Origin of the sequence: Pseudonocardia sp. (genome assembly GCF_050250275.1) — a bacterium.
Taxonomy (GTDB): domain Bacteria; phylum Actinomycetota; class Actinomycetes; order Mycobacteriales; family Pseudonocardiaceae; genus Pseudonocardia.
Genome location: NZ_JBFWOY010000024.1, coordinates 97,424 through 109,578 on the forward strand (window position 1 = coordinate 97,424; position 12,155 = coordinate 109,578).

Genomic DNA, 12,155 nt, shown 5'->3' on the forward strand with positions numbered 1-12,155 from the left:
CTACCTCACCCGACAGGAGCTCGAAGATGACGTCCGAGACGACCGACGCTCAGGGACACGGGCAGACGACCGACCGGCAGTTGATCGCCGAGCTGTGCGCCCGCGTCCAAGCCCTCGAGGCCTGGCGGACCCATCAGTCCGACCTGCTCGACGAACTGCTCAACGGAGTCCCGGCACTCGAGTCCGTCCACGAGGCACCCCCCGACGACGGGGATGAAAACACCGAACTGGACGTCGACGCCCTCATCGTCTGGGTGCACGACACGATCACCTCGATGATCGCCCGCCCCCTGCGGGGCGAACTCGTCTGGTGCCCGCTGTGGTGGGAGCACCCGGAAGCCGTGTTCCGTCTCGAGGCGCTCCGGCGCGCCTGGACCGAGCTCGCCCCCGAACCCGGCGCGGCCATGTCGATCTGGATCCGCGACCACCTCGACCCCTGCCTGCGCGAACTGCTGAGCCCGCTCGGCCCGTTCGCCGACTGCACCCACAACGAGCGCTACCGCGCTCTCAACGGGCACACGCCGCTCTCAACCTTGCCGACGCGGGCACCCGAGTGACGGCGTGCGTGCAGCCCTCATCGCCGGTGGCGGCCTGGTCGCCGTCCTGCTTGCCCCCCTGCTACTGATCGCCACGCTTCTCGGCAGCCTTGCTACGACCGCGCCGACGAGCACGCTCAACAGGGCAGCCATCCCCGCCACCGCCGCCCAGCACCTCGCCACCATCACCGCCGTCACCGCCGCCGAATGCCCCGAGCTCCCGCCCGTCTGGGTCATCGCCCACATCGACGCCGAGTCCAGCTGGAATCCGGCGGCGTTCAGTCGTGACCGCAACGGCGGCGCTGCCGGGCTTTACCAAATCAACGAGGCGAACTGGCGCGACGCGGGCGGCGACGACTGGGCGGCGACCCCGCCCCCTGCTGACGCCGACGTACTCCAGCCCGACGAACACCTGCGCCGAGCCATCCCCTGGGTCTGTGCCAACCTGCGCACCGCCGCCGCGCACCTGCAGGACACCGGCAAACCGACGACCGCGCTCGACGGCATGCTGGTCTGCCACATCGCCGGATGCAGCCGCCTCACCGGCTCCGCGACCGGAATCCCCGTCGCCGGCGAGGCCGGCTGTGACCGTCGCTGCGCCGACCTCGTCGCCGGCTACCTCGACCGGGTCCACAATCTCGTCGCGCAGTACAGCACCACCGGCGGCCCCGTGACCGTTGACGATCTCCCCGCACCGACGCCCTTCCGAGGAGCCGATGCGGCCTGCACCGCCCCTGACCCCACCGGCGGCAGCTGCCTGACCCCCGCCACCCGCCACGTCCACGACGAGATCGCCCGGGTGTTCGGCACCGCCGGAGCCGGCGCACCGATCCGAGCCGTCGGCTGCTGGGACGAGCACGCCTGGAATCCCGCCAGCGACCACTCCCGCGGCCGCGCGTGCGACTACTTCCCTGGCGCTCCTGGAGAGTTCGCCCAGGGCGCGGAACTCCGGAACGGGTGGCGACTCGCGACGTGGCTCCGCACACACGCCGCCGCGCTCAAGATCAAGTACGTGATATGGCAGGGCCGCTACTGGTCACCTGACACTCCCGACGACGACGGCTGGGGCCGCCCCTATACGGGTGGCGGTGTCTACGACGTCCGCGGCGCCACCGGAGGCCATTTCGATCACCTTCATGTCAGCGTCGGAAGCACCTGATTCAAGAGATCGCCGGATGCGCTTCACTCGTCGTCGGCGGGGCGTTGTCGAGGCAGCTCGCGGATCTGACGACGGAGCTCCTCCAGCTCCCACCGGTGGTGACCACTGGGCAGCGTGACCGCGGGGACAAGCCAGCCGAGCTCGGCATACCGCGCCAGGGTCCGCCGGCTCACGCCGAGCCACCGCGCGGCCTGCGCGGTGGTCAGCAGCTCGGCGGGTTCGGGCACGTCAGCCAACCTAAGTGGCCCAACCAGCGCAAGCCTGCGCTTGTGACCGGACTGACTGTTGCTGCCGAAGATGCTCAACCTACCGATACAGCGCGAGATACCGGTCTCGCTCGACTGTCTCACTTTGCTCTACAGTGAGAGACGCCTCCAACACAGAGGCGGCCCCGACCAGGTGCGCGAACACCCGGCCGGGGCCTTGATCCACTGCAGAGGAGTGGACCCATGGGGACCATATCCAGCGATAGCCCCACCGCGTTCGAACGCCTGGCGGACGTGCTGGCACTGATGCCCGACGTGATCGCCCGGCTACTGGCCGATCACACGAGTGACAGCACCGGCCGGTGTCGGGGCTGCACCCGCCCGGGCACCGGCTACCCGGCGGCCGTCCACCCGTGCACGCTGCACCGATTGGCGACAATGGCGTTGACCGCTCGGAAGCGGACGAACGACTCGTGAGCAGGGTCGGACACGGCCACCCAGGTCGAGGGCGACACCGCGTGTTGCGGCTGGTCGTACTGCCGCTGCGGGTGGCCCGAGTGCGGGTGTGCGGCGTCTGCGCGTGCCTCTACCTCGCCTCTGCGCGCGAGCAGCACACGGCGGTCCACCGAGCGGAGATGAATCGGTAGGCGGGCTGAATCTCCCGGCCTCAACCTGCCTCACCATCTCCGGAACAGGTCAGCTCTTCCCGCCTAATCGACCTGACGTGCCGAACGTACCTCACGATCACCCACGTGGCGCACGGATAGAGAGCGGGGATCAGCTCAACGCCGGTTCGGTGGGTCCCCGGCTGGGTGCCCCTGCCCGTCCGCGCCGCCTCCCGGGTGACGCAAGTCGGTCGGAGAACTCTGACCACGCGGGAGCCGCAGCCTTGGCGACGAGGCGTTGTACGAGGCGATCGCGCACCACGACGAGCTGGCTGCGCGCGGCACCTCCGCGGGGGGCCACCCTCCGCAAGCACCTCGGTGAGGTCGATCCGTCGTGCCCTGTTCGCGTCGGCGGGATCGCCGCGCTCCTCTTGCTGGCGACGTGACGCGGTCATTCCGAGCGCCGACGGTGTGTTTCGCGGCAGCGTGAGCAAGCGGACCGGGTACTCCGGGTGATCGTCCCAGCCGCCGGCGGGTGCTGCAGCAACATCCGCGCCTTCAGAGGTCACGCCGATCCGGTGGAGCCAGACAAGCGCGCGCCTGGCCGGACGTCTGCCTGCTGATGCGCGACCAGGCCGTGGGCACCGTGCTCGCCCGGGCGATGTTCTGCGAACTGCCTCACCAGCACGGTACTGCCCAGCCGACCACCCACCTGTAGCGGATCAGTCACGCGGCGCGAGATGAACATGAGCCAGATCGACACAGGAGCTGAATGACCGTGCAGATCGACCGAATCGTGGTCGAGGGCTTCCGCTGCTTCGACGAGCGGACCGAGATCGACCTCGACCCTGACCTCACAGCGCTCGTTGGAGCGAACGGATCCGGGAAGACCGCGGCCATGCAGGCCCTGCTCCGGGTGTTCGGGTCGACGACCACGCAGCGGCGGCTCCAACGCGGCGACTTCCACGTGCGGCGAGGCGAGAACCCGACCGCCGAGCGCCGGCTCGCGATCGAGGTGCACCTGTCGTTCCCGGAGCTGAGCCAGGAGGAGACAGCGCCCGAGTCGGGTGTCCCTGCCTTCTTCCAGCACGTTTGCGCGGACACCCACGGCGGCCTGCGCTGTCGCATCCGGCTGGAGGCCACCTGGCAGGACAACGGCCTCGACGGCCTCATCGACTCCCGCATCGACGCGATCACCTCGTTCGAGGACGAGCCGTCGGACGACAACCGGTTCCCGCTCCCCCCGCACGAGCGCAGCTATCTCCAGGTCGTCTACGTCCCCGCCGTACGCGACGCCATGTCCCAAGTTGGCGCGCTCATGAAGGGCCGGCTGTGGAACGCGATCAAGTGGTCGGACGAGCTGAAGGGCGCGCTCGAGAAGGCTGGGAAGGCGCTCGGCGACGTGTTCGAGGCCGAGAAGGGGCTGGAATCGATCGTGACCGCGATGGACTCCAGGTGGAAGGAGGTGCACGCGGCCAACACCGATGCTCACCTCGGAGTCCGGGCGATCGACGTGCGGCTCGAGGAGTTCATCCGGGGGGCGTCCTTCTTCCTGCGACCCGACGAGGAAGGCCGCGAACGGGACGTCGATGACCTCAGCGACGGTCAGCGGTCGCTCTTCTACCTCGCCCTGACCGCCGCCACCATCGATGTTGAGAAGGTCGCCGCCGCTGCCCCCGAGCGGTTCGAGAGCACCGATCTGCAACTGCCGGTGCACACCGTCGTTGCGGTCGAGGAGCCGGAGAACAATCTCTCGCCCTTCTACCTCGCCCGCATCGTCGGGCAACTGCAGGACCTCGCATTACGGCACCGGGTGCAGGCTGTCATCTCCAGCCACTCGGCGAGCGTGATGTCGCGGATCCAGCCCAAGCAGGTCCGCTACTTCCGGTCCGACGCGGGGCGGTCGGTCATCCATCCCATCACGCTGCCCTCCGATCCCGAGGAGGAGGCCAAGTACGTGCAGGAGGCCGTGATGCGGTACCCCGAGATGTACTTCGCGAGCTTCGTGATCCTCGGCGAGGGTAGCTCCGAACAGGCCGTGCTGCCGAGGATCGGCGACACGCTGGGTATCGCGGTCGACCGGTCGAGCGTCGCAGTGGTGCCGCTGGGCGGGCGGCACGTCCACCACCTGTGGCGGCTGCTGAACGACCTCCGGATCCCGCACGCCACCCTGCTCGATCTCGACCGCGGGCGCCACGGAGCCGGCATCGAGCGCGTCAGGTCAGCGGTCCGCGAGCTGACCGCATGCCGACACGAGGAGGCCGTGCATGCCGAGGGCCCGTTGTCGGCGGCATCACTCGACGGCCTCCGATCCGACTCCCCCGAGCACGACAAGGTGCTGAGCGCGTGGACGGAGCACCTCCGTCAGTTCGGCATCTTCTTCTGCGAGCCGCTGGACCTGGACATGAGCATGCTTACCGCCTTTCCCGACGAATACCGGCAACTGGAGCCGGGACAGCACGGGCCCAGCGGGCGCGGCGATGCGCAGAACACCGTGCTCGGCAGCGGGTACGAAGAGCGGGCGGCCGTCGCGGGACTCGACTACGACTTCTACCGCTACCTGTTCCTCGGACGGGGCAAGCCCTCAACCCACGCCCGCGCGCTGGCCGTCATACCGGACCAACGACTCGCCGCGGACGCACCGGAGGAGATCAAGGCCCTCCTGCATCACGTGAAGAGCAACCTCGAGCAGGTGGGCGATGCCTGAGCCGGTCGACGGGTGGGCCCCGGTGGGCATCGACGACCTGGAGCCCGCTGCCCTGGACGCGGTTCGCCACCCTGGCAACACCCACGTCATGGCCGGGCCCGGGGCGGGGAAGACCGAGTTCCTCGCCCAGCGAGCGGCCTACCTGTTGATGACCGGACGCTGCGCGCCGCCGCAGCGGATCCTCGCCATCTCGTTCAAGAGGGACGCTGCCGACAACCTCGGACGGCGGGTGCGTACCCGTGTCGGCCCGGTCCTCGGCCGCCGGTTCGTCTCCATGACCTTTGACGCCTTCGCGAAGTCGTTGCTCGACCGCTTCCGGCTGTGCTTGCCGCCCGAGCTCCGGCCCATCGGTGACTATGAACTGATCAAGGTGCCGAACGTGCGGGGACAGGCGGTGCTGCAAGCTCATCGACCGGCATCAGAGGTGACGAAGGAAGCGGGACCCGACTTCGAGTCGAAAGTTCTGGGCCCGCACCGCCTGAGTGACTCCGACCGGCCCGTGAGCCCGCACGACGAGGAGATCGCCGCCTGGTGGTCGAGCAACGACCCGGTCCGGTCCGGACAGCTGACCTTCTTCATGATCAACAGGTTGGCGGAGCTCGTTCAGCGATCGTCGGCCCCTCTCGCACGAGCTGTGCGAGCCACCTTCCCGTACGTTTTCGTCGACGAGTTCCAGGACACTACCTACGCCCAGTTCGATTTGCTCGAGTCGCTATTCGGTGGCTCGGACGTCGTCGTGACGGTCGTGGGGGACGAGAAGCAGCGCATCATGGGGTGGGCCGGTGCCCGGCCAGACGCCTTCCACCAGTTCGCCTCCTCGTTCGACTCACACCCCTTCACTCTCCGTCTGAACCGCCGGTCCACTGCGGATCTGGTGGCGCTGCAGCACGTGATTGCCGTAAGCCTGGACAGCGGGTCGCCTGTGGTGGATGCGTCGAGCGCGACGGCGGTCAACGGCGACCACGCGTGGATCTGGAGATTCGGTCGGCGACGACACGAGGCCGAGGCGATCGCGGCGTGGATCCGCGACGACATCGCCGAGCGAGGAACAGCACCGGGCGACTACGCACTTCTCGTTCGGCAGAAGTCGGAAGAAGCCGAGGCAGAAATCTCAGACGCGTTCGCGGAGGTGGGGCTTCGCGTGCGGAACGACAGCAAGTACGTGGTCCCGGGATTACCGCTCCAGGACCTGCTCGCGTCGCCCCTCACCGGCGTCGTTCTCCCGCTGCTGCGGCTGATGGCCGGCGCGCGCGATCCCGCAGCCTGGGCGGCGGTCACCGAGCACCTCGCCTGGCTCCAGGAGGCTGACGACGACGCCGGACGGCGACAGATCTCCGAGGATCTCGGATCGCACGTCGACCGATGGCGGAAGAAGGTCGCGAGCCGTCCCCCCGACGAACGGCACGCCAGAGCGCTCGTCGACCACGCATTGGACTACGTGGGAGGCCCGGCTACCTTCCGCAGGATGCACCCCGCGTACCGCGACCAGTGGCTGCTCGACAATAGCGTCGACGCTCTTCGCGAGCACGTCGGGAGGTGCAGCTGTCTGCCCACATGGCCGGGCGTGTTCGACCGGTTCGCCGGACACGATGCCGTGTCGCTCCTGACGATCCACAAGAGCAAGGGGCTCGAGTACGACACCGTCATCCTGCTCGGGCTGGACGACAACACGTGGTGGAGTCATCGCCGTGGCGATCGCGAGGGAGCGTCGACCTTGTTCGTCGCGCTCTCCCGGGCCAAGCAGCGGATGCTCTTCAGTCACGCCCACACTAGAGGCCCGACGGAACGGGTGTCGGATCTGTATAACTTGCTGATTTCTGCGGGCGTCGAGGAGCTGGCTCCATCACAGCTCACGCCAGGTATCCGTAGACAGCGGCAGGCGCTGTGAGCGCAACTACCTCCTCCGGAACACGATCCAGATCGTTCCAGAGCGCGCCAACCCGACTCCCGCCCACACCGCGAAGCTCAGTCCGATCAGCATCGCGACCGGCAGCAGCACCCAGGGGAACAGGCTGGCACCGGACAGATCAGCGACTCCTCGGTCGAATCCGGCCGGACGCGCTCCCCAGCGCCTTTCGAGTTCGGCTCTCGTGAGCACCTGACCGTAGGCGCGCTCCTGACCGGGCAACTCTGCGTACCGGTAGACCGTCGCGTGCACGGAATCGAACCTCGGCCACGCGGTGCGCCAGACAGCCTCGGCGAGCCGGGCGATCGCCTGCTGGGCTGACGCCCGGGCACCATCCGGTTCCACGCACTCCTGCGCGCTCACGGCCAACGCGACGCCGCCGCCGTGCTCGATGAGCTTGACCAGGACGCCGCGACATCCAGCGCTCGCGGCCACCACGGCGCGTCCATCACTCGTACAGCCGGTCACCATCAGCAGCGAGACGGCGACCAGCGCGAGCGACAAGAGCTTCAGCGGTCGAGAGCCCGACGAGCCCCGCTCATCCGCGGCTGCCCGACGTCGGCGCGCCGGCCCGCTTCCACACCCGCGCTGTACCCGCTGCCCGACAACCGTCGCGAGCGTCCGGCGCGCAGATTGGCAAAGCGCTCCTGGAACGCGCGCTCGACCAGCGTCCGCCGATCCGCCAAGACCAGCGCGGCAGACGCCGTCCCGGACGCAGCAGCGTCGTGCTGCGCCACGGCGCCCTTCTGCGCAGCTTCGAGACGACGCGATACCTCTACGGTGAACCCCATCAGCCACGTCCGGCGGAACGCGGCGGTCGACTCGCCCGTCCACGCCGGCGGCCGCTGCCGCACGACCGCACGGGTCGCCTGCAACAGCAGCGACGTGAACACGAGTTCGACCCTCGACAGGTCGGACTCGAATCCCATGACCGTCACCGCGGCGGTCTGGCCCCGTCCTCTCCCGAGGTGACGCACGGCCCGGCACCCCATGGCCCCGGCGATGCTCCCGGCCAGCCCGGCCTTCTCCGTCGAGTACGGGTCCGTCAACGCGATGCGCCGCTCCCCGATCCGGTCCGCGACGTTTCCACCGGCGGCCGCCAGCATTGCGGAATCGACGCCGTGTCGAGCCATCAGCTCGGCGGCCTTCGTGTTGTATGCGTCCGCCTCCCCGGACGTCGCCGCCCGCTCGGCCTTCGCCAGCAGTTTGCGGATCACCTCGAGCTTCTGCTCCGCAACATCCATCGTGACCTCCACGTCCCACAGCAGGTATCGCCGGTCCTACCGAGGCGGGTGCATCACGCCGTGGCCCCCGGGCGTGCCGACGCCACTCGCCGCCAAGCAATCCCGTGGCTGCCGCGTGGTCACGGATGCGCTCATCCCGAATCGGCGACTCGCCGGCCAGATCGTGAAGCGCGACGAGGCTGAGGACCGCCGTCGCGAGCAGCACCACGGCGAGACCGAGCGAGATCGTCAGAGCGACCTCGTCGCCGCCCGGTCGCACCAGCACAACTGACCCAGAAACGATTGGGGCAGCAGCTCTCGTTTCCTTGATCGATTGCATCTGGCGATGGTCGTCTACTCTGTCGGCCGAGCCCACGTATCACCCGAATGACCGTGGACAGTGCGTTGGAGCGCGAGGGGCGAACGTCTGGAGCGCGGGCCATGCGTGGTCACCGCGGCGTAGCCGGTGCCCTCACCGCGTCGACCAGGAGTTATCGTCCCATTCGGCGACGAGAACCGGGCGCGGCTGCAACCATATCCGCATGGCAGCTGATTCGGTCGTCGCGACCCCTGCCGCCCGACGGGCCATGATCCGCGAGCGCCAGCGGGACCTTTATGGCACCACGCTCCGCACTCTCGTCAACCAGCTGACCGAGGATTACGGCATCAGCCAGGCTCGGCTCGCGGACACCATCGGGATCAGTCGGCCCATGCTCAGCCAGCTGGTCTCCGCGAGGCGAATCAAGATCGGCGACATGCGTGCACACACACGTCTGATGATTCTCGACCAGCGCCGCGACATGGCACGCGAGCTCACCGAGCGGTCCGAAGTCGACGCCATCCTCGCGGACGTAGCCCAGGTCCAGCAGCCGTGGCCACTCTGCACGTGCAACCGCGACGGCTGGAGCGACGGTTCGCCAACCTCGCTCCTCCGAGGCGTCGCCAGCACCATGCAGCTCGCGGCCGCCGCCGAGCGGCTTGAGGACGAGTTCCCGAGAATCGCCGGTCTGCTCCGACGAGCAGCCGACGACGGCGGCTGACTCATGCCCTCGCTCGCCGCGTCCGGCATCGTGACGCCGCTCGACCGGTGTCAGCTGTGATCTCGCACGTGTAGAGGGTCAGGGCTGCTTGGTGGCCTGCTCGTGACCGTGAGGCTTCGGCGTAACCCGGATTCGATCGTCCGGCGGGCTTCGTGGGTGCCGAATCCCTCGACGCCGAGATGCCTCGCGGCGGCGCCGCCGAGCACCGATCGCACGTCGTCGGCCCTGAGCCGGCCCTCGCGGACGAATCGTCCGAGCCTGGCCGCTGCCTCGTACAGCGTCACGTTTCGCTGGCCCACGGGTGCGTCGGCGACACGCCGTGCTTCGCCATCGAGCGCGGCTCGCACGTACGCGGGGTGCGCCTTCACCGTGGGCGCCGGCAGGCGGGGCAACGTGGGCCGGAGCGCTCGCACGATCCACGCGGGCACGGTTGCGGGCTCGGCGGCACAGGCCATCCGGTAGCGCCGCCCGCGCACGATCGATCCCGGGCCGACCACGTATCCGCCTCGTGCGCGGGTGTCGATGTGCCGCCCGAGCCGACCCACGGTGTTGGTGAGACTGAGGTCGGGAGGCACGCGGAAGTAGAGATGCTGACCTCCGCCTGCGGTCGTAACGGTCAGCGTGTCGCGCGGAATCACCTCCCCCGCCTCGCGGGCGAGGCCGGCGAGCACCTGCCGGCCGTGCGGGATCCGCTGGGCGGATGACATCTTTGGCGCGTCGAGGTCGACCACGAGCAGACGCGACGGCCCCGTCGCGATCCCGATGTTTATTCTGGGCTTTCCCGCCCACCAGCGCTCGATCTGCTCGGCGTCCGTGGTGGCACACCCCTCCCAGTCGCGGCGCACGGCCGGCACCTTCGTGCCGGGGTTCAGCGGAAAGATGTGCATCCCGCGGGCCGCGAGGTACAGCGCGGCGCGCATCAAAGAGTCGTGAACCACGCCGCTCCTCCTCGAGTCGACGACCGGCTGAGCAACCGCACGGTGCGACAGGAGCGCGATGGATCCGTGGCTCGGTGTTGCTCCGTTCGAGCTATGTGTGTCCGTTCGCCTCCGGCGCGATGACCACGGTGGTACGCCTGTGATCGCTGCAACGACAGCCGCTGACCACGCGCAACCACGCAGGAACCACGCCGTGACCACGCATGGCTGCACGATCGGCAACGCCAGTCCGAGAGGGGGAACGAGGTGACCACACCACAGCGATTGACGGCGTTGCTGCTGCTCGTCGGCATCGTGGCGGCGGGATGCTCGTCGGAACCGGTCGACGCGCCGCAACCGGCACCGACCGGACCGGAGCCGCCTTCGCGGACCGCTCCGGAGCAGCTAGCAATGGCTGCGTACGAAGAGTTCTGGACGGTCATCGATATGGCCCTCGCCGCACCGGCGTCGCGGGACTGGGCAGCACGGATCGATGAGGTCGCCACCGGGCAGGCGAGGCAGGCGCTCCAGGCCGACGTCGTGAACTACGCCAGCGTTCCGGCGCACACGGAGGGCGCGGTGACGCGTGCTCCGGTCGTGGGGCGGGTTACGGACGAGCGCATTGAAGTCGTCGACTGCGTCGACCTCGGCGACTCCCGCCTGATCTCGGACACGACTGGTGAGGTTCTGGACGACCTGACGAACCGGGTGCAGCGGTACCGGTTCCGCGCCGAGCTGGTCGAGGTCGATGGCCACTGGGTCGTCGAGCGGACGGCGCCAGCGCTGGGCGAGCCGTGTTGACCGCGGCGAGCCTCACGCTCGCCCTGCCGGCAGTCGTGATGGCGCTGTCCGCGAATCCTGGACCGTCAGGGTGCGTGGTGATCGACAGCATCGGCCGATGCGTCGTCGCGGCCGTTGACCCCGGCCGTCCGGGTGGCCCTCGCGACTCGGGCCGCGGCGATGAAAGGCCTGCACGGCCTCGACCGCGACAGGAAGCGTCGGGCGACAGAGTCGCCGCCCCCGTTCCGCCCCCGCCTCCGCCGCTCGCCTCGTTGCCGCTTGGCGACGACGGCTGGGTGCTTGGTGAAGCACCCGGGCCGGGCGACTACTTCGACGTTCTGCGCGGCGCCGAACCCGAGGCGCTCGATCCGGCGGTGTTGGCGCAGGTGCTGGCTCGGCAGGCGTTCGAACAGCTGACTCTGGCCCCGCCGATCCCGCACATGTCGACCGGAGAGACCGGGTTCGTCGGGGTTCCGATCTGGCTGTGGATCGACGACGACGGCGCCGCCTCGGCCGGCCCGGTGTCGGCCACCGCAACAGCCGGAACGGCGAGCGTCACCGCGACCGGCGTTCTCTCCGCCGTCGAATGGTCGATGGGGCCGCCAGGGGACACAGTTCGGTGCTCGGGACCAGGCACGCCATGGACGGGCCAGGACGGACAGTCGCCCGACTGCGGCTACGTCTACGAGCAGCGCTCCCTTCCCGAACGCACCGAGGGAACGGGTCGATGGACGGTCACCGCAACCAGCGTGTGGACGGTGACGTGGTCCGGGATGAGCGGCGGCGCCCCTGTCGGCGGACAGCAGGCCGTGCGCTTGTCGGCCGAGACATCGCTGGCCGTCGGTGAGGTTCAAGTCCTGGTCAGCGGTGGTGGCGCATGACTGCAACACTGCCTCGCCCCGTCGATCGCGCGGACGCAAGACCGCGTCCGTTGCGCCGCCGGCGCTCCTTGAACCGTCCTGGGTCTGCGAGAGGCTGAGGGTCAGGCCACCGCACCCTGTTGGGCGATGGACGTAGCGTACACCATTTCCCGTTCAATCGGAGGCAAATAGTCAATCGACGAGTGGAGCCTCGCA

12 protein-coding genes are annotated in these 12,155 nt (G+C 69.0%); 8 read left to right on the forward strand and 4 right to left on the reverse strand.

The window, feature by feature from the left end:
- The first annotated feature begins 26 nt into the window (after positions 1-26).
- Positions 27-557, forward strand: coding sequence for a DUF4913 domain-containing protein (locus AB7F12_RS21390; protein WP_428500631.1), 531 nt, complete (start codon positions 27-29; stop codon positions 555-557).
- Between the two features lie 4 nt (positions 558-561).
- Positions 562-1,695 (forward strand): transglycosylase SLT domain-containing protein, encoded by a 1,134-nt coding sequence (locus tag AB7F12_RS21395; RefSeq protein ID WP_428500632.1) that lies wholly within the window; start codon positions 562-564, stop codon positions 1,693-1,695.
- Between the two features lie 23 nt (positions 1,696-1,718).
- On the opposite strand, the gene AB7F12_RS21400 is transcribed toward AB7F12_RS21395, so the two are convergent.
- A complete protein-coding gene (locus AB7F12_RS21400; RefSeq protein ID WP_428500633.1) occupies positions 1,719-1,922 on the reverse strand; it encodes a helix-turn-helix domain-containing protein in 204 nt (67 codons plus the stop codon).
- Between the two features lie 1,356 nt (positions 1,923-3,278).
- On the opposite strand from AB7F12_RS21400, the gene AB7F12_RS21405 reads away from it, so the two are divergent.
- Positions 3,279-5,213 (forward strand): ATP-dependent nuclease, encoded by a 1,935-nt coding sequence (locus AB7F12_RS21405; RefSeq protein WP_428500634.1) that lies wholly within the window; start codon positions 3,279-3,281, stop codon positions 5,211-5,213.
- A 22-nt stretch (positions 5,214-5,235) separates the two neighbouring features.
- A complete protein-coding gene (locus tag AB7F12_RS21410) occupies positions 5,236-7,101 on the forward strand; it encodes a UvrD-helicase domain-containing protein (RefSeq protein WP_428500635.1) in 1,866 nt (621 codons plus the stop codon).
- Positions 7,102-7,107: 6 nt separating this feature from the next.
- Here AB7F12_RS21410 and AB7F12_RS21415 read toward each other — a convergent pair whose 3' ends face one another.
- Positions 7,108-7,623: a hypothetical protein gene (locus AB7F12_RS21415; protein WP_428500636.1), complete on the reverse strand. Its 516-nt coding sequence runs from the start codon at positions 7,621-7,623 to the stop codon at positions 7,108-7,110.
- 5 nt (positions 7,624-7,628) lie between these two features.
- On the reverse strand, positions 7,629-8,363 hold the full coding sequence (locus AB7F12_RS21420; protein WP_428500637.1) for a DUF2786 domain-containing protein: 735 nt from the start codon (positions 8,361-8,363) through the stop codon (positions 7,629-7,631).
- A gap of 73 nt (positions 8,364-8,436) precedes the next feature.
- Here AB7F12_RS21420 and AB7F12_RS21425 point away from each other — a divergent pair, with 73 nt between their 5' ends.
- Both AB7F12_RS21425 and AB7F12_RS21430 read left to right on the forward strand, forming a co-directional pair.
- Positions 8,437-8,634 (forward strand): hypothetical protein, encoded by a 198-nt coding sequence (locus tag AB7F12_RS21425; RefSeq protein WP_428500638.1) that lies wholly within the window; start codon positions 8,437-8,439, stop codon positions 8,632-8,634.
- A gap of 250 nt (positions 8,635-8,884) precedes the next feature.
- Entirely contained in the window at positions 8,885-9,382 is a 498-nt protein-coding gene (locus AB7F12_RS21430) for an XRE family transcriptional regulator (RefSeq protein ID WP_428500639.1), read from the forward strand.
- A 50-nt stretch (positions 9,383-9,432) separates the two neighbouring features.
- Here AB7F12_RS21430 and AB7F12_RS21435 read toward each other — a convergent pair whose 3' ends face one another.
- A complete protein-coding gene (locus tag AB7F12_RS21435; RefSeq protein WP_428500640.1) occupies positions 9,433-10,320 on the reverse strand; it encodes a bifunctional DNA primase/polymerase in 888 nt (295 codons plus the stop codon).
- A 246-nt stretch (positions 10,321-10,566) separates the two neighbouring features.
- On the opposite strand from AB7F12_RS21435, the gene AB7F12_RS21440 reads away from it, so the two are divergent.
- Together AB7F12_RS21440 and AB7F12_RS21445 are read left to right on the forward strand one after the other, a co-directional pair.
- Positions 10,567-11,100 carry a hypothetical protein gene (locus tag AB7F12_RS21440; protein ID WP_428500641.1) on the forward strand — a complete coding sequence of 178 codons (534 nt, stop codon included), beginning with the start codon at positions 10,567-10,569 and terminating at the stop codon, positions 11,098-11,100.
- Between the two features lie 251 nt (positions 11,101-11,351).
- Positions 11,352-11,960: a hypothetical protein gene (locus tag AB7F12_RS21445; protein WP_428500642.1), complete on the forward strand. Its 609-nt coding sequence runs from the start codon at positions 11,352-11,354 to the stop codon at positions 11,958-11,960.
- Positions 11,961-12,155 lie beyond the last annotated feature (195 nt).

What these genes read in the sequence shown, in the direction of transcription:
- AB7F12_RS21420 (WP_428500637.1), bottom strand. Translation starts at nt 8,363, where the DNA reads ATGGATGTTGCGGAGCAGAAGCTCGAGGTGATCCGCAAACTGCTGGCG.
- AB7F12_RS21390 (WP_428500631.1), top strand. Translation starts at nt 27, where the DNA reads ATGACGTCCGAGACGACCGACGCTCAGGGACACGGGCAGACGACCGAC.
- AB7F12_RS21405 (WP_428500634.1), top strand. Translation starts at nt 3,279, where the DNA reads ATGACCGTGCAGATCGACCGAATCGTGGTCGAGGGCTTCCGCTGCTTC.
- AB7F12_RS21430 (WP_428500639.1), top strand. Translation starts at nt 8,885, where the DNA reads ATGGCAGCTGATTCGGTCGTCGCGACCCCTGCCGCCCGACGGGCCATG.